The organism is Vibrio inusitatus, from assembly GCA_024346935.1.
Taxonomy (GTDB): Bacteria; Pseudomonadota; Gammaproteobacteria; order Enterobacterales; family Vibrionaceae; genus Vibrio; species Vibrio inusitatus.
Map to the genome: position 1 here is coordinate 1,509,334 of AP024878.1, position 23,834 is coordinate 1,533,167.

Annotated in this window: 21 protein-coding genes and 1 pseudogene; 13 read left to right on the forward strand and 9 right to left on the reverse strand. The window is 42.6% G+C overall.

Going from position 1 to position 23,834, the window contains the following annotated elements:
• Positions 1 to 17: 17 nt before the first annotated feature.
• Positions 18 to 1,094: a DUF4056 domain-containing protein gene (locus OCU48_RS06935; protein ID WP_141345283.1), complete on the forward strand. Its 1,077-nt coding sequence runs from the start codon at positions 18 to 20 to the stop codon at positions 1,092 to 1,094.
• Positions 1,095 to 1,181: 87 nt separating this feature from the next.
• Positions 1,182 to 2,507 carry an MATE family efflux transporter gene (locus OCU48_RS06940; protein ID WP_141345284.1) on the forward strand — a complete coding sequence of 442 codons (1,326 nt, stop codon included), beginning with the start codon at positions 1,182 to 1,184 and terminating at the stop codon, positions 2,505 to 2,507.
• Between the two features lie 27 nt (positions 2,508 to 2,534).
• On the opposite strand, the gene glgC is transcribed toward OCU48_RS06940, so the two are convergent.
• Entirely contained in the window at positions 2,535 to 3,794 is a 1,260-nt protein-coding gene (gene glgC, locus OCU48_RS06945; RefSeq protein ID WP_141345285.1) for a glucose-1-phosphate adenylyltransferase, read from the reverse strand.
• A 521-nt stretch (positions 3,795 to 4,315) separates the two neighbouring features.
• On the opposite strand from glgC, the gene OCU48_RS06950 reads away from it, so the two are divergent.
• The gene (locus OCU48_RS06950; RefSeq protein WP_141345286.1) at positions 4,316 to 5,488 is read left to right on the forward strand and encodes an alpha/beta hydrolase; all 1,173 of its coding nucleotides are present in this window, start codon (positions 4,316 to 4,318) and stop codon (positions 5,486 to 5,488) included.
• On the opposite strand, the gene OCU48_RS06955 is transcribed toward OCU48_RS06950, so the two are convergent.
• Positions 5,485 to 6,510, reverse strand: coding sequence for a succinylglutamate desuccinylase (locus OCU48_RS06955; RefSeq protein WP_141345287.1), 1,026 nt, complete (start codon positions 6,508 to 6,510; stop codon positions 5,485 to 5,487). The genes OCU48_RS06950 and OCU48_RS06955 overlap by 4 nt on opposite strands.
• A 97-nt stretch (positions 6,511 to 6,607) precedes the next feature.
• On the opposite strand from OCU48_RS06955, the gene OCU48_RS06960 reads away from it, so the two are divergent.
• From OCU48_RS06960 to purT, 7 genes and pseudogenes are all read left to right on the forward strand, one after another.
• Positions 6,608 to 7,267 (forward strand): Rossmann-fold NAD(P)-binding domain-containing protein, encoded by a 660-nt coding sequence (locus OCU48_RS06960; RefSeq protein WP_141345288.1) that lies wholly within the window; start codon positions 6,608 to 6,610, stop codon positions 7,265 to 7,267.
• A 146-nt stretch (positions 7,268 to 7,413) separates the two neighbouring features.
• A pseudogene (locus tag OCU48_RS06965) lies at positions 7,414 to 8,783 on the forward strand (L-cystine transporter).
• Positions 8,784 to 9,217: 434 nt separating this feature from the next.
• Positions 9,218 to 10,633, forward strand: coding sequence for an exodeoxyribonuclease I (gene sbcB, locus OCU48_RS06970; protein ID WP_141345289.1), 1,416 nt, complete (start codon positions 9,218 to 9,220; stop codon positions 10,631 to 10,633).
• A 3-nt stretch (positions 10,634 to 10,636) separates the two neighbouring features.
• Positions 10,637 to 10,999 carry a CidA/LrgA family protein gene (locus tag OCU48_RS06975; RefSeq protein ID WP_141345290.1) on the forward strand — a complete coding sequence of 121 codons (363 nt, stop codon included), beginning with the start codon at positions 10,637 to 10,639 and terminating at the stop codon, positions 10,997 to 10,999.
• A gap of 1 nt (position 11,000) precedes the next feature.
• Entirely contained in the window at positions 11,001 to 11,678 is a 678-nt protein-coding gene (locus OCU48_RS06980; RefSeq protein WP_141345291.1) for a CidB/LrgB family autolysis modulator, read from the forward strand.
• Between the two features lie 147 nt (positions 11,679 to 11,825).
• Complete coding sequence (gene cdd, locus OCU48_RS06985; protein ID WP_141345292.1) at positions 11,826 to 12,719, forward strand: cytidine deaminase; 894 nt, start codon at positions 11,826 to 11,828, stop codon at positions 12,717 to 12,719.
• A 150-nt stretch (positions 12,720 to 12,869) separates the two neighbouring features.
• Positions 12,870 to 14,045: a formate-dependent phosphoribosylglycinamide formyltransferase gene (gene purT, locus OCU48_RS06990; RefSeq protein ID WP_141345293.1), complete on the forward strand. Its 1,176-nt coding sequence runs from the start codon at positions 12,870 to 12,872 to the stop codon at positions 14,043 to 14,045.
• A 104-nt stretch (positions 14,046 to 14,149) separates the two neighbouring features.
• On the opposite strand, the gene ihfA is transcribed toward purT, so the two are convergent.
• Positions 14,150 to 14,452 carry an integration host factor subunit alpha gene (gene ihfA / locus OCU48_RS06995; RefSeq protein WP_017027221.1) on the reverse strand — a complete coding sequence of 101 codons (303 nt, stop codon included), beginning with the start codon at positions 14,450 to 14,452 and terminating at the stop codon, positions 14,150 to 14,152.
• 414 nt (positions 14,453 to 14,866) lie between these two features.
• Between ihfA and pulA the strand changes: the two genes are divergently transcribed.
• The 3 genes from pulA (at position 14,867) to OCU48_RS07010 (ending at position 20,097) form a co-directional block, all read left to right on the forward strand.
• Entirely contained in the window at positions 14,867 to 18,064 is a 3,198-nt protein-coding gene (gene pulA, locus OCU48_RS07000) for a pullulanase-type alpha-1,6-glucosidase (RefSeq protein WP_141345294.1), read from the forward strand.
• 975 nt (positions 18,065 to 19,039) lie between these two features.
• Entirely contained in the window at positions 19,040 to 19,465 is a 426-nt protein-coding gene (locus tag OCU48_RS07005; protein WP_141345295.1) for a hypothetical protein, read from the forward strand.
• Positions 19,466 to 19,869: 404 nt separating this feature from the next.
• Complete coding sequence (locus tag OCU48_RS07010) at positions 19,870 to 20,097, forward strand: hypothetical protein (protein ID WP_141345296.1); 228 nt, start codon at positions 19,870 to 19,872, stop codon at positions 20,095 to 20,097.
• Between the two features lie 90 nt (positions 20,098 to 20,187).
• Here the strand turns inward: OCU48_RS07010 and OCU48_RS07015 are convergent, their stop codons facing one another.
• The 6 genes from OCU48_RS07015 to OCU48_RS07040 all read right to left on the reverse strand — a co-directional run bounded on the left by OCU48_RS07015 (position 20,188) and on the right by OCU48_RS07040 (position 23,832).
• Positions 20,188 to 20,643: an NUDIX hydrolase gene (locus OCU48_RS07015; protein ID WP_141345297.1), complete on the reverse strand. Its 456-nt coding sequence runs from the start codon at positions 20,641 to 20,643 to the stop codon at positions 20,188 to 20,190.
• 16 nt (positions 20,644 to 20,659) lie between these two features.
• Positions 20,660 to 21,343, reverse strand: a complete 684-nt coding sequence (locus OCU48_RS07020; RefSeq protein WP_141345298.1) for a pseudouridine synthase — start codon at positions 21,341 to 21,343, stop codon at positions 20,660 to 20,662.
• Complete coding sequence (locus OCU48_RS07025) at positions 21,333 to 21,803, reverse strand: ASCH domain-containing protein (RefSeq protein ID WP_141345359.1); 471 nt, start codon at positions 21,801 to 21,803, stop codon at positions 21,333 to 21,335. The genes OCU48_RS07020 and OCU48_RS07025 overlap by 11 nt, the downstream gene beginning before the upstream one ends.
• 29 nt (positions 21,804 to 21,832) lie before the next feature.
• Positions 21,833 to 22,618, reverse strand: a complete 786-nt coding sequence (locus OCU48_RS07030) for a PhzF family phenazine biosynthesis protein (RefSeq protein WP_141345299.1) — start codon at positions 22,616 to 22,618, stop codon at positions 21,833 to 21,835.
• Between the two features lie 59 nt (positions 22,619 to 22,677).
• The gene (locus tag OCU48_RS07035) at positions 22,678 to 23,280 is read right to left on the reverse strand and encodes a flavin reductase family protein (RefSeq protein ID WP_141345300.1); all 603 of its coding nucleotides are present in this window, start codon (positions 23,278 to 23,280) and stop codon (positions 22,678 to 22,680) included.
• Positions 23,281 to 23,358: 78 nt separating this feature from the next.
• The gene (locus OCU48_RS07040) at positions 23,359 to 23,832 is read right to left on the reverse strand and encodes a GNAT family N-acetyltransferase (RefSeq protein WP_141345301.1); all 474 of its coding nucleotides are present in this window, start codon (positions 23,830 to 23,832) and stop codon (positions 23,359 to 23,361) included.
• Positions 23,833 to 23,834 lie beyond the last annotated feature (2 nt).

Sequence of the window (23,834 nt, forward strand, 5' to 3'; positions counted from 1 at the left end):
AATCCATTAGGTATTTAATGAAATTGAAATCACTACTTGCAGCAGGCATTTTCCTGTTCTCAACCTCCAGTTTTGCCATTGATACACCAAGCGGTGTTCGCCCTTGTTGCGCCTTTGGTATAAACATGAAGTCAGAACTCGGTGTCGTGCCGGTTCCCTTTTTCCGTGTCAACAACATGGTTGATCTATCAGATCTTAAAGTTCACCTTTATAACGATGGAGAGCAAGGAGTTGCGAGTAGTTTAATGGGGACAGGTGATGAATCAAATGGCCTTATTTACACTTCAAAAGGCGGGATCATAGACACTGCACATGTGCGAGATACTGCCGATTACAGCCTCTATTTGTACACTCAGATAAAAGGTCAGCTTGGCAAAAGCAAACAGATCGTATTAGAGGATGAGCTAAGAAGTCGAGTAATAGAACTCAAAGAACAGCCTTTGGACATGTCCAAAAAAGAACAAGCTCAAGCCGAAATTGAACTGAGTGCTTTACTCGCGTACAGGTTAGCTCAATGGCATGAAATTGCTCAATGGTTTGGATTTACATCGGTTGCAGGCTTTAAAGAATACCCTTCTGCTTATTCTCCTGAAGACTTATATTCTAATATGCTAGGTTCTCTTATCGTCATAGAGCTCCTCGAGCACAATAGCAACCCAACCAAAGAACAATACCAAGGTGCGTTTTCCCGTATATTTTTGCGTAAACTGCAAGAGTTAGGTGCTCAAGACAAAGACCGAACCGAAGAAATCATGGATAACCTTGATGGAAAATGGTGGGACAGCGATAAACGACTACCAAATAAGTGGGTAGTTAAAACGCGTGACTATACACCTAGACTAACAATAACACCGCACTGGGGAGATACCGACAATAGAGTGACAACGTCACTAGCTCAATATGAATATCTTGAAGCGTTAGGGCATCTTACTCTGGTTGCAACCGACTCTGAGAAAAGCTTTAGTGCACTACCGGGCTATCTAAAAGAGCGCCATGTTTGGACAAAAAAACAGTTCTCTGAAATTGGCCAATTTGCAAAAAAAGAAGACGACCAACACGAGTTAAATAATAATCAACTGTTACCACCATACTAAGCCTCAGCATTGGCTTCGCTCGCTGTGAGGCCAGTTAGCAACTACTCTTACTGTTCATCAATTCCTTTAAGAATCAAACTGATATTAATGAAATCACAAACTAGCCGAATCCTAGGTATAGAACTCTTTAAAATGACTTGGCCGATGATCTTTGGCGTGCTCTCTTTAATGAGTTTTCAGCTCATCGATTCCGCGTTTATCGCTCAACTCGGTGTTTTACCTCTTGCAGCACAAGGTTTTACCCTGCCTATTGGCCAACTAATCATTGGAGTACAAGTAGGCCTTGGCATTGCAACAACGTCTGTCATTGCCCATGCATTGGGTGCAAACGACGAAATGTATGCCAAGCAACTAGGTGGGTTAGTGTTAGCACTCGGTAGCATTGGTTGCGGCGCAATTTGCGTGCTTTTGTATTTGATTCGCTCACCACTGTTGTCTTTGTTGGGTGCGACTGAAGAAGTATTCCCTATCATAGATACTTACTGGATAGTTTGGCTGATCAGTTCTTGGGTAGGTGCTGTGCTGTATTTTCTATACAGTGTTTGTCGTGCAAATGGTAATACTATGCTGCCAGGCATCATGATGGTGGTGACCAGTATATTAAACCTAGTACTCGATCCTATTTTCATTTTCTATTTTGATATGGGAATCCACGGGGCTGCAGTAGCTACTATCATTGCCTTTGGTAGCGGTATTCTTTACGTAATCTATCGTATCAAATCTAAACATTACTACTCTTTTGACTGGAGTAATCTAAAGATTGGGCAAAGCATTCGTTCTTTGTTTGGCATTATGATGCCGGCGATGACCAGTCAGTTGATGCCTCCCCTCGCGGCAATGCTATCAACTAAGCTTTTGGCATCATATGGTACAGCAGCAGTGGCGGCTTGGGCTCTAGGCAGTCGTTATGAGTTTTTCGCCATTGTCTGCGTACTCGCCTTAACTATGTCTATGCCACCTATGATAGGTCGATTTGTTGGTGCAAAAGACAGCGACAAAATCATTAAATTAGTCAATATTGCCTGCGTGTATATTCTTTGCTCTCAAGTGGTGGTGGCTCTGATTACTTTAATGAGCTCTGGGCAACTGGCAATGTTGATGTCCGGAGAGCAAAGTGTAGAGCGCATTTTAGACATGCATTTGATTATCGTCCCATTTAGTCTTGCACCACTGGGCGTATGTATCTTGTTAGTTTCTGTTTCTAATGCTTTGGGTAAGCCAATGAAAGCATTACTTGTCTCTTCTTGCCGTTTGTTCGTGTTCTTTTTGCCATGTTTGTATGCGGGCGCTTATCTTGGTGGCTTGCAAGGTTTGTTTATTGGTGCAGCCATTGGCAACACCCTAGCCGGTATTTTCGCTTGGAATAATTACCGCGTGACTATTTCTCGATTACAAAAAAAATGGAGCCAATAGGCTCCATTTCATTCACTTTAGCTATGCTTACTGGAAGCTTGCTTCAGTCACTAGTACAACGCCACCTTTAGTAACTTCGTACAGTTTAGAATCTTCTTCTAGGTTCTCACCGATAACCGTGCCATCAGGAATGATAGTGCTCTCACCCACAATAACCTTAGTTAAGCGACAGTTCTTACCAATTACTGATTCTGGAAGAATAATACTGTCTTGAAGCACTGTACCTTCTTCAACTCGGCAGTTACCGGCAACAAGTGAGTGATTAATCTCAGCACCTGAAATGATGGTACCCGCAGAAAGAACTGAATCTACAGCGAAACCTTTGCGACCTTCTTCGTTAAACACGAATTTTGCGCCCGGACGTTGTTGCTGCTGAGTAATGATCGGCCAAGAATGGTCATACAGGTCAAGCTCAGGATCTGGTGCTACAAGATCCATGCTAGCTGCATAGTACTCGTCCAAATCACCTACATCGCGCCAGTAACCGTTGTTTCCTGGGTGACGCTCAGTAAATACATAACCGTTTACGCGTGCACGTTCCAATAGATTTGGAATGATGTTGTGACCGAAATCGTGACCATACTCTGGGTCAAGTAGAGCATCGTTCAACTCTTTGTCCAAGATATCTGCATTGAAAATGTAGATACCCATAGATACAAGTGCTTGACTTGGATCTTTTGGATGTGGAGTTGGGTTCTCTGGTTTCTCGTCAAACTGAACAATACGGCCATCTGCGTCTAGAGACATCACACCGAAAGAAGAAGCTTGCTCGAGAGGCTTCTTGATACATGCAACTGTTACGTCTGCACCACTTTCAGCATGGAAGTTAAGCATGCGAGAGTAATCCATCTTATAGATGTGATCGCCACCAAGGATCAGAACTTGTTCGCACTTACGTCTGCGAATCAAATCAAGATTTTGGTATACAGCATCTGCTGTACCACGGTACCAAGATTCACCAACACGCTGTTGTGCTGGGATAATTGCTACACCCTCATCAAGCGTTGAGTTGGTCATAAAGCCCCAGCCTTTTTGCACGTGATCGATAAGATCATGTGCCATGAACTGAGTCAGTACGCCTACACGACGAATACCTGAGTTGATGCAGTTTGAAAGCGTGAAATCGATAATTTTATATTTGCCACCAAAAGAAACAGCTGGCTTTGCGATCTCTTTGGTTAATCCCTTAAGGCGAGTACCTTTCCCGCCTGCTAGTACTAATGCAACTGTGTTACGTACTAATTTGTTACTCGACAAATGCGAGTAATTATTATTATGTTCCGTCATTTTGGGGGCCTCTAACATTGAACTAATATAATTAAAAAAATAAACGAATACGGCTTTTAAAAAGCTCTTTTGCTCGTCATTACAGGGATAATAAATTAATCCTGCAAAATATATCTGCTTAAACTCACACTTTTAAAAAGATCAAATCTCAACATTATGATAATGAGAGTTGAATCACGTTAATGTCTGAGCAAGATGCAGTTTGGTGAATAATGTCACAGATTGTACAAATCTCAAACAATCGTTTCATTATCAATCATCATTGAAATCTATGGCTTCCTGTTAGAAATTTGCAGAAAATGCAAAATAGATACCAAACATAAAACCAGTCTTTCAATCTAATTGAATAATGCTGAGTATTTATTACAGTATGCCTATGCTTGATATAAATTTAAGTTACATTCAAGTGACTGATGTAAGAAAAATCGCAATGGAGCAACGCCACAGAATATAATTTACAATATGTGTGACTTCATTAGATATATAAACTAGATTAACGACCATTTATAAGGATATTAATGATGCCAAAGTGCAATAAACTAGTTTTATTACCCGTTATTGCTTTAACTCTCACTGGATGTGCCTGTGAACCTGAAAACCCTCAATTCATCGCTTCAGAATCGCTACATCCTTACATGCAAGAAGACTATCAAACTTACCTTGCCGAGACTCAAGAGTGGATACTTGAGAATCGCATATTCTTAACAGACAACAAAGAAATCGAGCTAAGTGCTGTTGCACCATTTGAACTCGTGCCACAAAATCCAAATGGACAAGGTATTCTGTTAGTCCATGGGCTTGGCGATTCTCCCTTTTCTTATATCGATATCGCACCGGATCTTGCGGCTCAAGGCTATCTAGTTCGCGTCGTTTTATTGCCTGGCCACGGAACACGAGCTGCAGATTTGTCTCTTCCTGAGCTTGAGGATTGGCAAGAAAAAGTCGCTCATCATTATCAGTTATTGAATGACAAAGTCGATGGAGTTTGGTTAGGTGGATTCTCTACTGGCGCAAACCTAGTGACTGCTTTAGCTTATCAACAACCTACCGTTAAGGGTCTATTGTTATTCTCTCCAGCATTTAAGCCACGCGACTCTCTAGCAAAATTTTCACCTTATGCTAGCTGGTTTATCGATTGGGAGAGCCAAAAAGAAGAAGATAATTATACCCGTTACAACTCTCTACATATGAATGGAGCGGCAACCTATTACAAGACGTCTGAAGTGGTCAGAGATTTCATAGACGATGCAAGTTACGATAAACCTACTTTTGTTATGCTCAGTGAAGCAGACGAAACGATTGACTCACAATACGCAGTTGAGCAATTTTCCAACAAGTTTACTAATAATAACAGTAAGCTTCTTTGGTTCGGCGAGACTCAGTTTAAAGACCAGCGCATCACAAGCTACAGCATGAATCTACCTCAGCAGAAGATATTAAGCGCGTCACATATATCCTTAATGTTCTCTCCAGAGAATCCGATCTACAAACGCGATGGTGAAATAAGGCTGTGTTTTAATGAGCAACCAGAGGGAATGCCCAAAGATTGCTCAGAAGTAGATAGCGACCAAGTTTGGTTTGCCGCATTTGGTGATGGTGAAGAATCTCAAGTAAGAGCTAGAATAAGTTGGAACCCTTATTTTGACCAAAGCATGCAAAAGATGAATCGCTTCCTTGCGGACAATAGCAATTAATCTAATACAGTAAGTTGATTGTCCACATAACGAGTCGCACAGGATTTTACAATCAGTGCGGCTCGTTGGTTGAGTTCTACGTCTGGATTAGGAAAGACAATGCCTCCCTGCTCTACCGGCATGGTCAACACCTTTTCTCCGTCTTTGCCTAATTCCTCTCCCTTCGTAAATCTTGAGAAGTTAGGTAATGCTTTGTCAAAGTAGAATTCAAAGTCCATATTTTGTCGATAAATTGAACTGTCTACTTGGTAGGTGATCATATCTCCATCGGTACTAAATTCTGCTGATTCAACAAGTTCTAGAAACGCCCTGTTAAACTTCGCTAGCTTATGCATATCGTTGTGACCAAACTTTGCGACCTGCCCTAACTCTAACGTTGCCGCCTGCGCGCCAAATTTACTCGAACTAAACCAGCTGAATGTACTTGAAGGCTCTTCTGACAGTAGAACCGCTTCTATACCAGCCTTACGCATAAAGTCGATGAACTCTTTTTGTCTTGTTGGATAGGTCGATTGTGGGCTGATAGCAAACGTGTAGTGCTTAGATGCTCGAATAGAGCAGTGCATATCCAAATGCCAACGACTTGCTATTGGGACACCTTGCCAAAAAGAAGTCACCTGCTCTTTTAGAGAAACGGCTAAAGTGAGTTCTTGAGACTGCGGGTAATCAGCATCACCGAATAAACGATTCAAGTTTGTCTCCACAAATCGCTCTTCCGCCAGTATTGCGTTAGGGTGCGCAATAATCAGCAGTAAGTGGTGCCCAGGAATGATAGATTCGCTTGCAATTTGAGAAGCAAGATCATCTACCATTTCAATAGGCGCTGTTTCATTGCCATGAACCGCACTCGAAATCACGATGTGTCTAGTTTGCTTTGCCTCACAAGGCGGAGAAATTTTAAGTACTCCCTTTTGCAACAAACTCATTTGTACGCCATTACTCAGAGTAACGGAGCGAGGCGAAGACGCAGATGCTTGTAGCGTTTCTTGTAAAAATGAAGACTCAAATAATGGTGCTGGCATGGACTCTCCCTTCCTAAGCCTTATATCTAGATGTAACATGGGGATAACATCATACCGAAACTCAGTCCTAGTGACAGAAGATTAATAGGCATTCTTTATGGAAATCACAAAGCCAAATCTCATTCTTGCCGGAGGCACGGGTCTTATCGGCCAACTCGCCATTCGTTACCTTCTTCAGCACCCTGAATATGTTGACAAAATCTACGCTCCAACGAGACGTCCGTTAACCCTCTCCGCAGATTCACTAATTTCCCTATCTAATGACGAGTTCAACAGTTCGTTGGAAATCAATGCCAGTATCGGTCTTATTTGTTTAGGTACCACTAAAAAACAGGCTGGAAGCAATGAAGCACTCTATCGTATCGACCACGACTTAGTTGTTTCATTTGCAAAAACAATGAAGAACCTTGGTGTAAAGAGATTAGGTGTGGTCTCTAGCTATGGTGCTAAGGTCGAATCACCATCTCACTACCTAAAATGTAAAGGAGAGATGGAACGAGATCTGCAACAACTCGGCTTTGAGAGACTAATCTTTGCAAGACCAGGTCCACTACAAGGAGAACGAACGGCACCAAGGTGGGATGAGGTTGTGCTACAGCAAGTTCTTAGTGTCATTAAACCTATGATGCTTGGCCCAATAAAAAATCTGCGTCCTATCCATGCGCAAGATGTTGCAAACTATCTTGTTGATAGCCTCTGTATTGATGTTAATGACAGTGGAGAAACCATCGCAAACTATCGCGAAATGACTCGTTAATTCGTTCAATTTGAACGGTATAATTCCACAAAAAGAATATGTTATTCCTTTTTGAACTTATGGCTGGGTGGAAAATTCGATAATCTATGCTCTCTTTCAAGATCTGATTATAAAAACATACGGATTTACACTTTAAAGGAATAACTATGTCAGTTGCTGTCTTTGCCAACTTAGCGGTCTTTGTTGGTATCATCTATTTTCTATTTTCTAAACAAAAACAACAAAATACACTCTCTCGCCTTGTACTTTTAGGCTTAGTTACTGGTAGTGGTTTTGGCTTAGCACTTCAGCTTATCTATGGTGAAGGTAACACCGCTATTGCTCAAACTCTTGATTGGGTCCAAGTGGTCGGTAGTGGCTATGTTGGGCTTCTTAAGATGATTATTATGCCATTGGTCATGGTATCAATGGTTTCTGCTGTCGTTAAGCTGGACAATTCAGGCTCCCTTGGCAAAATCAGCGGACTCACTATCGGCGTATTGCTATTTACGACCGCCATCTCAGCATTGATTGGTATTGCTGTTACTCATGTATTTGGTCTTACCGCTGAAGGGCTAGCAGAAGGCGCTAGGGAAACAGCACGTATCGCCGTACTAGAGAGCCGCATTGATCGCGTTGCAGATCTGTCTATCCCGCAAATGCTAGTTAGCTTCATTCCTACAAATCCGTTTAGCGACATGACTGGCGCTCGCTCTACTTCAATCATTGCTGTTGTGATTTTCAGCGTTCTTATGGGCATCGCAGCTCGTAAAGTAATGATCGAAAAACAAGAACTTGAGCAACCAATTCGCACCTTCGTGGAAGTAGCTCAATCTGTGGTTATGCGCCTAGTTAAAATGATTATGGCTCTAACTCCATACGGTATTGCTGCACTAATGGCAAAAGTCGTAGCAACCTCTAGTGCATCAGACATTCTGAATCTGCTAGGCTTTATCGTTGCTTCTTACGTGGCAATCGCCCTAATGTTTGTTGTGCATGGTTTGCTTGTTTCTCTTGTTGGCGTTAGTCCAAAAGAGTATTTCAAGAAAATTTGGCCAGTACTGACGTTTGCCTTCACATCTCGTAGTTCAGCAGCAACGATTCCGCTTAATGTAGAAGCGCAAATTACAAATTTAAAGTACCACCAGCGATTGCTAACTTATCAGCATCATTTGGTGCAACCATTGGTCAAAATGGCTGTGCCGGTATCTATCCTGCAATGCTTGCTATTATGGTCGCTCCGGCAGTAGGTATTGATCCAATGAACTTCAGCTTCATTTTATCGCTTGTGGCTATCATCACCATAAGTTCATTTGGCATTGCCGGTGTTGGTGGCGGCGCAACCTTTGCTGCTCTAATTGTATTACCAGCAATGGGTTTGCCTGTATGGATTGCGGCGCTTCTTATTTCTATCGAACCGTTAATTGACATGGCGCGTACTGCCCTAAACGTTTCAGGTGCAATGACAGCCGGTACAATTACTTCACGTATCCTAGGCAAAGAGAAGCAAGAGCAGTTAGAAGAAGCCAACGCTTAAACTTTTAAAAAGAACTGTTTTACCCTAACAAACCGAGGCCATGCCTCGGTTTTCTTATATCATCATTGGCAGTTCGTATAACCATACGATATCGCCTGGTTTTTGAACGTAAATATTCTGCACAGCAAGAGTCTTAATAAGTATTGAGCCAACAACCTCCCCATTAAAAAGTAATGAGTTTTTGACTGACCTCTAGGAACCTCTTTCACATTTTATAGAAATTAATACTTCCTGGTAATTTCCAACCTAAAATAATCATAAGATTCTGAATTGAATCATATTTATCCTTGCTATTTATGTATTGTTTCTCACGAGCCAACACAAATTTTATTCCTTGAGTTAAACTTTGAATAGCTACAATGCTCAAGGGGTTTGCTATCCGCAATCGGCAATGGTCTAATGACTGACAACACACTGATATTTGGACATTTTTTATGCACACGGACCAACCCACATTCTTTTTCTTTGATTACGAAACTTGGGGAGTCAGTCCTGCAAAAGATAGACCATGTCAGTTTGCTGGTGTGCGCACCGATGCCGACTTAAACGTCATTGGAGAGCCGCTCGTTATCTATTGCAGACCTCCTGCAGATTATCTACCAAACCCCGAAGCCGCGCTCGTTACCGGTATTACACCGCAAAAAGCGATGAAAGAAGGTTTATCCGAACCAGAGTTTATCACCGCGATTCACAATGAAATGAGCCGCCCAAATACCTGCACCCTTGGATACAACAGCGTACGATTCGACGATGAAGTCACTCGTTACACCTGCTATCGCAATTTCATCGAACCCTATGAGTGGAGTTATAAAAACGGTAACTCTCGATGGGATCTACTGGATGTTATGCGAGCCTGTCATGCACTGCGACCAGAAGGGGTAAACTGGCCAAAAAACGATGAAGGAAATACCAGTTTTCGATTGGAACATTTATCGGTAGCGAACGGCATTGAACACAGTAATGCTCATGATGCTATGGCTGATGTTTACGCCACTATTGAGATGGCAAAAAAGATTAAACAGAGTCAGCCTAAGTTATTTGATTTTTTCTTTAAACACCGAGGAAAGCAAAAACTAAACTCTCTTGTCGATATCGTAAACATGACACCTCTGGTTCATGTATCTGGTATGCTTAGTACAGAGCATCAAAAAACAGCTCTAATTGCGCCTATTGGTTGGACCCCGATAAAAGCATTAATTACTGTCGATCTGACGCAAGACATTACGCCCTTAATAGAGCTTACAGCGGATGAGATCAAAGACAGACTTTATACCAAGCGTAGTGATCTTGAAGAAGGACAGTTACCTATTCCTGTAAAACTCGTTCATCTGAACAAGTGCCCTATTCTTGCTCCTCTTGGTGTATTGACAACTGACGCTATCGAACATACACAGATCGATAAAGACAAATGTTTACAGAGGCAACAACTACTTCTGCAACATCCGCAGATTCGAGAAAAACTTGATACTGTGTTTTTAGAAAATAGACAATTTCCAGTGAGTCCAAACATAGAAGAGCAACTCTACAATGGCTTCTTCTCACCGGCGGATAAAGCGCAAATGCGGATTATTCGTGAAGCTAAACCAGAGGTATTAGGTTCTCTTGATATTCAGGTCACTGACCCTCGCATCGCTCCTTTGCTCTTTAACTATCGAGCTCGAAACTTCTTTCACACCCTGACCGATCAAGAACAAAAACGTTGGTTACTACACTGCCGAGATAAATTTGAGCAAGAAGTGCCTAATTATCTGTTGAATTTAGAGAGTCTTGGTACACAACATCAAGGCGATGAACATAAGATGAAGATCCTCAAGGCAATCTATCACTACGTTGAACAATTGGTCTCTTAGTTAATGATCAGCAAGGTATTTTTTTATCTACTCAGTGCAGGTTTAATCTTCCTCTCTCTTGTTATGGGCGATTGGATTCAGACTTTTTTTACACTTTCTGTACCAGGAAGCGTGATTGGTCTGTTGATTCTATTTCTTGGTTTGGTGAGCGGTATTGTAAAGCCTCACTGGGTACAACCTAGTGCCTCACTATTGATTAAATACATGATTTTGTTGTTCATTCCCATCAGTGCTGGTCTTATGAATCACTATCACATGTTGTTGGACAATGCCCTCGCTATCGTGGTGAGTATCGTACTAGGTAGCCTATTTATCTTAATTGTCCTCTCTTTAGCGTTGGATAAGCTGCTCGCGGAGGACAAATAATATGTGGTTACTGCTAAGTATCGTTGTCTACTTCATCGCTCGATTTATCGCGAAGAAAGCTCACCACCCACTGGCAAACCCATTACTGATTAGTCTAGCCATTATTATCCCTTTTTTGCTGTTTTTTAAAGTGCCGTATCAAACCTACTATGACGGTAATGAAATCATTCAACACCTCTTACAACCTGCGGTGGTAGCACTAGCGTATCCTCTATATGAACAGTTGAACGAGATACGTGCAAAGTGGAAACTAATCCTCACCACATGCGTTATCGGTAGTCTTGGTGCTATGCTATCGTCGGGTCTTTTAGCCGTATTGCTTGGCGCCGACTCGCAATTACTTGCCAGTATTATGGGTAAATCAGTGACCACAGCGATAGCTATGCAAGTTTCTTCTGAACTGGGTGGAGAACCCGCCGTTGCTGCCATTTTGGTATTGCTGGCTGGATTGACAGGCTCACTGTTGGCTTATCCTGTCTATCAACTACTAAAGATAAAGCACCCTATCGCAAAAGGTTTGACTATGGGCACCGTCAGCCATGCTCTTGGCACAGCTACAGCGTTTGAACACAGCCAAAAGGATGCCGCTTTTAGTTCACTCGCATTGGTTCTGTGTGGCGTTATTACTTCGCTATTAGCGCCCTTTGTAATGGCGCTAATGCTTAACCTGAGTTCTTGAATGTTTTTCTATTAACAATGATGACTCCAAAACAAGCAAACAAACGCCCTTCAGTGTGAACGAAACCGTTTACGTCACCGATTAGACTCCCTATTCAAAGCCAGTTGCACTATGCTGTTTGCAATGAATATTCTAATAGGAACTGCAATGAGCCAGCGCTTTATTGACCTCTACAAAGACCTCCCAACCGAATACGTAGATGGTTTCAAATCTATCTTTGATTCGATTTCATTTGCTGGTGAGCTAAGCAATGAACAGTTTCAAATGCTTAAGCAGATCACCAACCTCGAAGAACAAGAGTTAAAGTTAGCTTTACTTCCTTTTGCTGCCGCCTACTCTGTTGCGCCTATTTCAAAGTTCTATGTTGGAGCCATTGTTAAAGGGACTTCAGGTAAACTCTATTTTGGAGCAAACCTCGAATTTGCAGGTGCCCAACTCGGACAAACAGTACATGCTGAGCAATCCGCCATTAGCCACGCATGGATGAAAGGTGAAGAAGGCATCTCTGATATCACCATTAACTTCAGCCCTTGTGGTCACTGCCGTCAGTTCATGAATGAATTGTCTACCGCAGAACACCTTTCAGTACAGTTGCCGCAGCGTGACGAAATGACGTTACAGCAATATTTGCCAGAGTCCTTTGGTCCAAAAGACCTAGGTATTGAGTCTGGATTAATGTCTCCAGTTAATCATGGCTATCATTTTGTTGAAAATGATCCGCTGCTTGAAAAGGCCATCGATGCATTAAATCGTAGCCATGCGCCTTACACAAAAGACCACAGTGGCGTGTCTATAAAGACCAAAGATGGCATGCTATTTTGTGGAAGTTATGCAGAAAACGCAGCATTTAATCCTAGCCTGCCTCCACTACAGGTAGCACTAGTGCAATTACAGATGGCTGGCATAGCCTTCTCTGAAATTGCAGAAGTAGGTCTAGCTGAAATGAATGAAGGCTCTATTTCTCACCTAGCAGATACCCAAAGCACCATAGAAGCGATTAATCCAGATATCCCTGTCACTTACGTTGCGATTAGCGAATAATATCTACAGAACCTCTTCATATTTGAACATCACAACTTTGTCTGTGATGTTCTCACAAAAAATTCATCAAAATCGCCATGCAAACGATTGCGCTACGCGAAAATTTGAGTATTATCTGCTGAAAAAAATCATCTTCTTAAAGGAAATACTATGTTGGGTACGGCTACGGCATCAGGTGCAACTAAGGTTTTATTACTAGGTTCTGGCGAACTGGGTAAAGAAGTGGCCATTGAGTGTCAGCGTTTGGGTATCGAAGTTATTGCTTGCGATCGTTATGAAAATGCACCCGCTATGCAAGTAGCGCATCGCAGCTATGTTTTGGATATGCTTGACGGTGAAGCACTAGCAAACATTGTCGATAAAGAAAAACCCACCTACATCGTTCCTGAAATCGAAGCAATTGCTACTGATACCTTGGTAGAGCTTGAGAAAAAAGGCACAACGGTTGTTCCAAATGCACGCGCTACTCAGTTAACCATGAACCGTGAAGGTATCCGCCGCTTAGCTGCAGAAGAACTAAACCTAAACACTTCAAACTACCGCTTTGCTGACAGTTTTGAAGACTTTAGCACTGCTGTAATCGAAGTTGGCATGCCTTGTGTGGTTAAGCCAGTGATGAGTTCATCCGGCAAAGGACAGAGCGTTATTCGCTCACAAGAAGATGTTCAAAAAGCCTGGGATTACTCTCAAGAAGGCGGTCGCAGCGGTGAAGGCCGCGTTATTGTTGAAGGTTTCATTGATTTTGACTATGAAATCACCCTGCTAACTGTGCGTGCTGTTGATGGCGTGCACTTTTGTGCGCCTATCGGACATCGTCAAGAAGATGGCGATTATCGCGAATCATGGCAACCACAACAAATGTCTGGTGTTGCACTAAAAGCGGCAGAATACGTTGCAGAAGAAATTGTGAATGCACTGGGCGGTTATGGTTTGTTTGGTGTTGAGCTGTTCATCAAAGGAGACAAAGTTATCTTTAACGAGGTTTCTCCTCGCCCGCATGATACGGGTATGGTCACAATGATCTCTCAGGATATGTCTGAGTTTGCTCTGCACGTTCGCGCATTCACAGGAAACCCAATTAACAAGATCCGTCAAACTGGTCCTGCTGCTTCTGCTGTCATTCTAGGGCAAGGTACGTCAAGTAACCTGTCATACACTGGTATTGAAGATGCTGTAGGCAGCTCTGACACACAAATCAGACTGTTCGGTAAACCTGATATTGATGGTCGCCGTCGCTTAGGTGTGATTTTGACGCGAGCTAAAGATACGACACTCGCAGTTGATGCCGCTATTGATGCTGCAAAAAAGGTTAAGATTCATTACTAATTGAATTCTGCTCGATAGGAACATACTAAATTGATGTTTCCTTCGTTTCCAAAAATCAAAAAGAGGTCTTGAGACCTCTTTTTGTGTTTTGTTCAACCGGTGTCTTATTTAACGTCGTCTTTCTTAAGCTCTTCTACTCGTGCTTTAAGCTTTTGCCCAGGTCTAAACGTGACCACGCGACGTGCGGAAATAGGTATATCTTCACCTGTCTTCGGGTTACGACCAGGTCGTTCTTTTTTATCTCTTAGATCAAAGTTGCCGAAACCAGACAGTTTTACCTGTTCGCCACTTTCAAGTGATTTTCGAATTTCTTCGAAGAACACTTCCACGGTTTCCTTGGCATCCCGTTTACTGTATCCAAGATTTTCAAACAGGTTTTCAGCCAAATCGGCCTTGGTGAGCGCCATAAAACTTTCCTCAAAGCTAGATAAACCAATTGCTACGCTAGAGTTTGTCACTCCTAGGCTTCACTTAAATTGAAACCAACGATAGCTCCTAAAATTTGTCTCTACAATCAACTACATATTGATGACTCGATCGAAAGTGTATGACAAGGCTTTCAGTTTCGCCAACTTTTTTCTAAATAATATTTATAAGAATTAGACACTTAGATAATTCAAGTGTTTTTACGTTAATTTTTATAAACAAACAAGATCATTTGATGAGTAAAGTTTACAAAAACGTAAGTTTTATATAGCAAATTCAGTCACTTGTTCTAATATCACTATTAGTAATAGTTGAGCAAAGTGAACAGGCTCACACGGAACTTTTTAAATTTTACGTACACTTGTCTAAATAACATTCGCTTGAAAAGGAATTTCATGCCTACCTTTTTTTCTATGTCTGCACCTAGGTGCAAACTGGCTATTTCAATTGCTCTCGCATTCTCTAGTACGGGTTGTGCCACGCAAGAAGACGCTGGCCAAGACACTGCCTTGAGCAATCCCAACATTGCCCGAATCTATTTCAATTCTGCTGAGACTAAGCCTGACTACTTGCTGCATGTGTGGAACGATCAAACCTGTGATGGTTATATGGGTGACAATACAGACTGGGAAGCAGGGTTAGAGCCTAGTGGTCAACATTCAGATTTTGGTCTGTACTGGGATTTACAGATTGATCCTAGTGCTGATTGTGTCAATTTTACTCCTCATCGCTTCAATCCTGATTATCAAACTTCCAACTTGAAGCTCAGTTTTTCTGACAATGTGAACAAAGGCGCTAAGGTAGGATACGTGTTTAAAGATACTAATCGTGTATTTTATACCCCTTCAACAACCCCTCCAGAGACGGTTGTTGCCCTAAAAGATGCTAATGCTCACTGGGTATCTTCTTCAGTCATACTAGTACCCAAAAATACCATTGAGGGTGAATTGGTAATGTCCACATCAGGCGGAATGAGTATCAATGACAGAGATAACGTCATAGAAGGAGCGACGACTAGGTTATCACTTTCACCCTCTACCAACTCTGCGTGGCAAAAAGATTATCCTCATCTCTCCGATGAGTTTGTTGCTTTCGAAATCAATGAGGGGGATAGCAACACTGTTGCTAACATGATTCGTGGTCAAATATGGCTAGTTTCTTATGCCAAGAAGGAAGATTCGCGTGTGCTAAGTTCAGTGACGCGAGTACAAACTGCAGAATTATTAGACAATCTATACGCGGATGAAGCGACCAAGTTTGAATACGGCGCAGTTATCAATCATGACTCAGAAACCACTACATTCAGACTTTGGGCACCTACTGCTCAGCAGGTCACACTTATACCTTTCGATGAAGACCTAAGAGCGAAGACACCCATTTTGATGCGACGAGACAACGCCTCGGGCAGTTGGCTTGCAGAATATACAGAGTTAAGTCATGGCGACTTTTACCGCTATGAAGTCACTTTGTATCACCCAGAGACCGGTCGAATAGAAAATTTACAAGTGACAGACCCCTACTCTCTTAGTTTGTCGACAAACTCGCAACACAGCCAAGTCGTCGATCTAGATAACCCTGAATTAACACCTACTGGTTGGGGTGATGTTTCTTCCCCAGTGTCTCAGCAGAATCCCGCAACCTTCATGATTTACGAGACTCATGTCCGCGATTTTTCCGCACTGGATGAATCTACTACAGACCATTATCGTGGCAAATACTTAGCCTTTACAGAAGCTGATTCATTACCTGTAACCCACCTTAAATCACTCTCACGACGTGGAGCGACGCACTTGCACCTCATGCCTGTATTTGACTTTGCAACAGTCAACGAAGAGTTAACAGAGCGTGCTGATATCAATGAGTCGTTTAGGAAACTGTGCCAAATGAATCCTAGTCTAATACGCCATCCCAAATTTGGCTTGTACTGCGATGGTGAATTATCTGGTGAAAAAGTATTTGAGCAATTCTCTCGCGAAGACACTCTTGAAGCACCCGTTGTTCAGGAGTTGAGTCGTTTAATTAGCCAAAACGATAGCTATAACTGGGGTTACGACCCATACCACTATTCAACACCCGAAGGCTCTTACGCTACAGAAGCTAATGGAATGCAGCGTATTATCGAGTTTCGCAAAATGATCGTAGCCATTAAATCGGACATCAAGATGAATGTGGTAATGGATGTCGTTTACAACCACACCAATGGTTCAGGCATCGCAGACAAATCCGTATTAGATAAAATAGTTCCCAACTATTATCACCGTTTAGAGCCGGTGACCGGTGACATAGAGGACAGCACCTGCTGTTCTAACACCGCTCCAGAACGCCAAATGATGGAAAAACTCATCACCGATTCTATTATCGTGTGGGCCAAAGACTATAAGATCGATGCATTTCGTTGGGACTTAATGGGTCACCATCCAAAATCACAAATTTTAGCGACTTTAGACGCTGCAAAAAAAGTTAACCCAGAGGTCTATTTCTATGGTGAGGGATGGGACTTTGGTGAGGTGAAAAGCGACAGTCAGTTTAAGCAAGCGTCTCAACTTAATTTATATGGTACCGGTATAGGCACCTTCTCAGATCGGATGCGAGACGCAGTACGTGGTGGCTCACCGTTTGATAAGAGCGAACAAATTAGAGCCTCCCAAGGCTTTGGCAATGGCGCTTTTGTGTATCCCAATGAACTCAATCAAGTAGATGAGGCTCAGGCGAAGCATTTGGCTGACATTGTGCGCCTTGGTATGGCAGGCAATTTGAGAGACTTTTCTTTTACCGATAGTCAAGATCGTCTGATAAAAGGTTCAGAACTATCGTACAACGATGAACCTGCAGGGTATGCAAAAGATGCGTGGGAAACCATAAACTACGTGGAGAAACACGACAATCAAACACTATGGGATAACCATCAGTATAAAGCCCCGTACAATGCCGACGTTGCTACTCGAGTTCGAATGCACGCGACTAGTCTCGCAACCATCATGTATGGGCAAAATGTCGTTTTCCATCACATGGGCAGTGAATTGCTTCGTTCTAAATCAATGGAACGAAATTCCTATGATTCAGGCGATTGGTACAATCGTGTCGACTTCACTAAGCAGTCCAATAACTGGAACATCGGCTTACCCAATGCCGATGAAGATGAACAAAACTGGCCTGTAATCGAAGAACTCTACAAAAATACAGAAGGTAGTATAGAGGTTTCACCACGCGATGTTGCCACCATGGAACGCTACTTCAAGGAAATGATGGAAATCAGAACCAGTAGTCCACTCTTTACTTTAGGAGATGGTAGAGAAATCAGTCAGCGCGTTAAGTTCCACAATACGGGTTCGACTCAGATCCCTGGTTTAATCGTTATGAGCATTGATGATAGGGCCCCATTTGAAGACATCGATACACAACGAAAGCGAATTGTTGTCGTAATTAACGCTCGTAATGACATTCAAACCATTAACCAACTCAACATGAGTCAATTTAAGCCTCATCGCTTCCATTCACAACTTGGACCATTTTCCTTAGCCAATGGGGCGGAGATGGTCGATGACGTTGCTATTGTTTCTCCATGGAGCGCTGTTGTATTTGAGGAAAGATAGCTAAAACCAAAGTGAAAGCTTCAAGCTTGAGGCCTTGTCTCTTGGCCTCAAGTCAAACTCCCCGGTATGCGTCGTTCCCGAGTGCTTCTATCGGGAATCTGTTTTTACGCAACACAATCAATGGTCCCCGATAAAAGCCTTCGGGGACGGTAATTTTTTTGGCATAAGTTCTAAATTCTTATCAAGAGCCTAACTGCCGTTTTGCTCTAACTTGCGTATGAAAGCCAGGCTAATAGCCTATCTCTTGGTCTCAAATCAAGCTCCGCGGTATGCGTCGTTCCCGAGTGCTTCTATCGGGAACCTGTTTCTACACAACAATTTCGAAAGGTCCCCGATAAAAGCCTTCGGGGACGACAATTTGCTTCGCATAAGTTATCAATACTACCAAGATCCTAACTGCCGTTTTGCTCTAACTTGCGTATGAAAGTCAGGCTAGTAGCCGATCTCTTGGTCACAAGTCGAGCTTTGCAGTATGCGTCGTTCCCGAGTGCTTTTATCGGGAACCTGTTTCTACGCAACACAATCAATGGTCCCCGATAAAAGCCTTCGGAGACGACAAATTGTTTGGCATGAGTTATCAATACTACCAAGAGCCTAACAGCCGATTTACTCTAACTTGCGTATGAAAGCCAGGCTAATAGCCTATCTCTTGGTCTCAAATCAAGCTCTGCGGTATGCGTCGTTCCCAAGTGCTTTTATCGGGAACCTGTTTCTACGCAACACAATCAAAGGTCCTCTATCAAAGCCTTCGGAGACGACAATTTGTTTGGCAGAAGTTATCAACACTACCAGGAGCCTAACTGCCGATTTTCTCTAACTTGTGTATGAAAGTCAGGCTTAAGGCTTTCAGCCACTTAATTTCGATGGGTTCAATCCTACATACCCGTGTTGGTGATTAGTAAAAACAGTCTTAAATTACCTTCATCAACACACAGTACGGCCATCTAACACGCTGTATAAATAGGATAAAATCTCATGAAAAAAACACTTATTGCAGTAAGCCTAGTCACACTTCTTTCTACTGGCGCTGTGGCAAAGAACATTAGCCAAGAGCAGCAAAAAATTGATGCTGATATGGCCTCACTAGAAACCGCTGTACCAGTACTCGTTCACATTGAAAAAGACATCGATACTAATGCTCAACAAGTTGAGTACAAAGGTTTCGTGATCTCTGAGTACAAAGACATCTACGTGACACATCACGATGCGAAGAAAATGGGGCTAGAAAAGGTACATACGTTCCATGTATACAACCAGCATGACATCGACAAGTTGAGTGCAGACATCGCAAAGCATATCGAAAAGGACCAACCTGATTTCTTCTCTGTCGATCTTTATAAAGATTACTACGGTGACTCAGGCGTATTCCGCTACGTTGCTCGAGTGATTGAATACCGTTAATCCCTAATATTGGGGGGAAGGTCGTTAATGTTAGAAAGTCCGTCTTTCCGAAAACGTGAGCCAAATGGCTCACGTTTTTGTTTTTAAAACACCAACACCAACTGTTCAAATCCTGGGCAAATTTAGGCTCATTGTCCTAACTAAAAACTACAGAACTAGAATTTAGCAGTGCAAAATTGCTTTCTCAATATCATCTATCAATTCCCTATTCTTATCCATCTATCCAATATGTCGATGGTAGCTAACTGTTTGTTTTTCAATGCCAGTGATTAAATGCCCTCACACCACGCACAGCAACGAAATACAACGATGAAAAAAACATCATCGCTCTGACGCTAATCTCTCTAGCATTTTTCGATGCAATGGCGACATTCAACATCAGTTACACGTTCTAAGGAGTCACCATGAAGAAGTTATTAACCCTGCTAGCATTAGTAAGTATTTCGTCTGGCGCATTGGCGTCAGGAGGTTTTGGGTTGGACTCTAGCCTAATTGATGATTTGCAAAAGCAAACCATCACTGTCAAGGCTAAACAGCAACGCGAGAAACGTGCAGCTTGGGATCAGCTTCGTGAAGAGTGTAAAGATCATCCCTCTTGCATCTACCGTGAACTCAAACAGCGCTATCACTAATGCACCTTATAGCATCCATTTGCCTTGGTAAGTGGATGCGATGCAACAACTAGCAAGTAGGCAGAGAGTCACTCCCTGCCTATAGGTTGCTCAAGTATGATAAGGAACTCGATAAAGCGAGTTTATTGGTTTATCAACAAAATATGACCACACATGCTTATAGACCGCATGTTGATTGGGAAAAGGTGCCAACTCTAGCGCCTCACTTAAATTGCACCATTTATATTCCGTATGTTCATCGTTCAACTCTACTTGCTGATGTGGATGGCAAAGCACGACAAACACCGGGATAAGTTCAATTACATTTACACTGGGCTCAAAAAACTGCTCTAGAAACTGGGCGTTATACAACTCAGATACTTGGATTTGAGTTTCCTCTTCAAACTCACGAAGGATAGCTTCAACTGCCGTTTCATAGCCTTCAATGGAACCTGCCACATGACACCAGAACTCTCCCTTTACTCTTTTCATCAGTAAAAGTCTCATCTCGCCATCAATCTCAGATAGCGCCACACCGGAAACGATGGAGGTATTTACTGGAATCATATTCATCCTTATAAACTTAAAAAGACTCTACTTCCTCTGCAGTCAGATATCGCCACTGACCGACGTCTACATCCAATACGACTGTTCCAATTTTTTCCCGATGTAATGACACCACTCGATTGCCAATCGCGGAAAACATACGCTTCACCTGATGAAACTTGCCTTCTGTGATTGTTAGTAGCACCTCTTTAGGGCCCAGCACCTCCAACACCGCCGGCAAGGTCAATTTATCTTCACCTTGTAAACTAATACCATGACTAAATTTAGCCGCAGCATCATCAGCAATAGGACGACGTAGCCCAACTCGATAAACCTTTTCACACTTTTTGCTGGGCGTTGTGATGTTAAATGACCAACGCCCATCATCGGTTATCAGTACCATACCGGTTGTATCAACATCTAAACGTCCCGCAATATGAAGTTCTGAAACCCGATCAACAGTGATTTGATTAAATAGTGACGGATAGGCTTCATCTTTATTAGAACAAATGGTACCCGCTTCTTTATGCATGAGAATATATCGAAATGCGCGAGCCGTTAAAGTGTCGCCAGCAAGGGTGACTTTATTGTTTTCATGAACTTGCAAAGCTTCATTTGTCACCGCCTCACCGTTAACACTGATCATTCCTTGATGAATACGCTGGGTCGCTTCTTCTTTGGTGAGTTCGGTGCTTTTACACACAAATCTATCAAGACGCACTGTAGACAACCTTAAAGCGCTCTAAAACTAACAGCATCTCCTTAGTAGGATTAATACCTAGCTCTTGGCACTCTGAGCGAAAGAACGCCCAATGCGCTTCACGCCACCAGTCTAAAGATTTATCACCTTCCCCTTCTTCCTCAGCAAACTCTGTAGTAACGTCGCAATATCTACAGGTACTCACGGAAGTGATTTCAATAATGCAGATGGGGTCACCATGCCAGTTAGTCACAACCTGTAAATGCCCAACCACAGGCATAGTCTCCCCTTCATGACTGTACCAATACTCCATACTACATGAAGCGCGTTTTTCTCCGCCTTGGATCAACTGCGCACACAAATTGGCGTTGTACTCATCGGCACAAAAATAATCGCTACTAAAAGAAGAGTATCTTTCTGCTTGTTCCCTAGGTAAGGATTCTAGGTACTCATTTAAATAAGATTGGCTCTTGTCATCCATAGGCATAACTCTCATATATAAATCATTCACTATGTTTCTATAGTTATTGTCCCTGATAAGTAATCTACCGCGTTGCCTGAAAGAATAACGCGGTCATGCACTACCTCGCATTGAACGATTCCCGTTCTTTTAGAAAGCTGTTTAGCCACTAACTGAGTGCGACCTAGCTTTTTCGCCCAATAGGGAGCTAATTCACAATGCGCAGAACCGGTAACAGGATCTTCATTCACGTTATACTTTGGAAAGAAAGCGCGACTCACAAAATCAACACTTTCCCCAGGTGCTGTTACTACAACGCCACGTAACCCCAGATTTGAAAGTTTTGCAAAATCAGGTGACACTGACGCTACTTGGGATTCATTCTCTAAAACGACCACGTAATCAAAATCAGACAATGTTTCGACGGGAGTAACACCTAAGGCTGAAATTAGGTCGCTCGATGCATCAATGGGTTGAATATTGCTAGCTGGGAAACTCATGCTATACCCTGTACCTGATTTCCCAACCAGTAATGCACCACTTATTGTGTGAAATGCTATTACATCATCAGAATAGCCTAGGTGCTTGAACAATACATGAGCTGCAGCTAAGGTCGCGTGGCCGCAAAGGTCTACCTCTCCACCCGGTGTAAACCAACGCAGTGAGTAACCCTTACCCTCCGCGACAAAAAACGCGGTTTCAGAGAGGTTGTTCTCTTGGGCAATATTTTGCAGTAGCTCATCTGAAGGCCACTCATCAAGTGGGCAAACTGCTGCAGGGTTACCTTTGAATACCCGCTCAGCAAAGGCATCCACCTGATAAATCTTAATATCCATACGCTGTTGCGCTCCCTTGCAGTTAAAAAGTATTACAGTTACTGATTGAGTTTTATGTTTTAGGGACGAATGCACTCAACAATATTCGCATCAACATTAAAGTCATTACCACCCATTTTTCCTACCGTATCAACAAGTTGTTGATTAATCACGCCATCAACATACAAATCATCTCGAACATAAACAGACTTAACATCCAACAGAACAATCGTTCCACCAGCAGGAAGGCCTCCTAAAGATATGACTTCCCTTAGATGACACTCGTAACGTATTGGCGAGTGTTTGACCGACAAGGCGTTAACCTTTTTACTAGCAGTATGCTCTATTCCTGCGTGCTCAAACTCACTCACATCAGAATCTAAAGGTGCACTGGTGCTGTTCATCTTTTCTAGTAAGCTCGAACCCACAATGTTAACAACGCATTCGCCCGTTTCTTTTAAGTTCTGAAGGGTATCTTTTTCGATGCCACTTCTTTGAGTCACTTGGGTATAGAGAAGTACAGGAGGGTTACAACTCGCGACGGTAAAAAACGAATACGGCGCAAGATTATCGACACCTGCTTGTGATCGTGTGCTGATCCACGCTATCGGTCTTGGGGTTACGCCACCATTAAGAAGGCGGTAATTGTCTTGGCTTTCTAAGTCAGAGATATCAAAGTCCATTGTTCATCCTTTAACTGGCACTCATCAATGTGCACCGTAATCCTAGCAAGTTCTATTCTTTTCGAAGGATATAAATCATTACACTGTGATTTTACGACGCATGACATGCTGCGGGCCTGCTTGACCACCAAGGTAGATTTCCCCCGTGTCTTCAAAGCCACCCTTTCGATAACACGAAATCGCAGCAGCATTTTTACAATTGACCGTCAAATACACAAAGTCGTAAGCCTGATAATGATTAGTAAGATAACAAAGCAAAGCCTCTACTGTTTTGGTACCCAGCCCCTTGCCTTGTTGTCTTTGGTCTAAAGCAAAGGTTCGCAAGCCAATGCTGTTTTTAAAGCAGAAATGGTAGGTAGACTCATAAGCGAGGTCTAGCTTAAAAAAACCAACCACTAAATGATGTTGCTTTATCACATACCGGTGTGTGGTACTACTTATATCAAGCAGGAAGTCATCGGTTGTAGAAGCGAACCTGACGCTTTGCTCAGAGAGTTGAATATCTTTGACACAAGGAACATGCGAGGAGTTTAATCGCTCAATTTCAATCATAA